This is a genomic window from Salmonella sp. SAL4457 (assembly GCF_046548235.1).
Taxonomy (GTDB): Bacteria; Pseudomonadota; Gammaproteobacteria; order Enterobacterales; family Enterobacteriaceae; genus Salmonella; species Salmonella enterica.
The window spans coordinates 1-264 of record NZ_JBGDZO010000662.1; the positions used below are offsets into that span (position 1 = coordinate 1).

1 protein-coding gene is annotated in these 264 nt (G+C 68.2%); it reads left to right on the forward strand.

The features are described from left to right. On the forward strand, positions 1–264 hold a 264-nt coding region (locus ACLJNW_RS25845; protein ID WP_410961456.1), incomplete at both ends, for a condensation domain-containing protein.

A 264-nucleotide genomic window follows, 5' to 3' on the forward strand; every position in this document is an offset into this window, starting at 1 on the left:
CGACGGCGACGAGGCGCGCCAGGAGATCGCCGCATCCATGGCATTGCCGTTGGATATCGTCGCGTTGGGGCCGCTCGAGGAGGGCGCCCTCGCTCGGCAGGTCGAGACGACGATCGCGCGGCCGTTCGACCTGGAGCGTGGGCCGCTGCTGCGGGTGAGCCTGTTGCGGCTGGCCGAGGACGACCATGTGCTGGTGCTGGTCCAGCATCACATCGTGTCCGACGGTTGGTCGATGCAGGTGATGGTCGAGGCACTGGTCCAGCT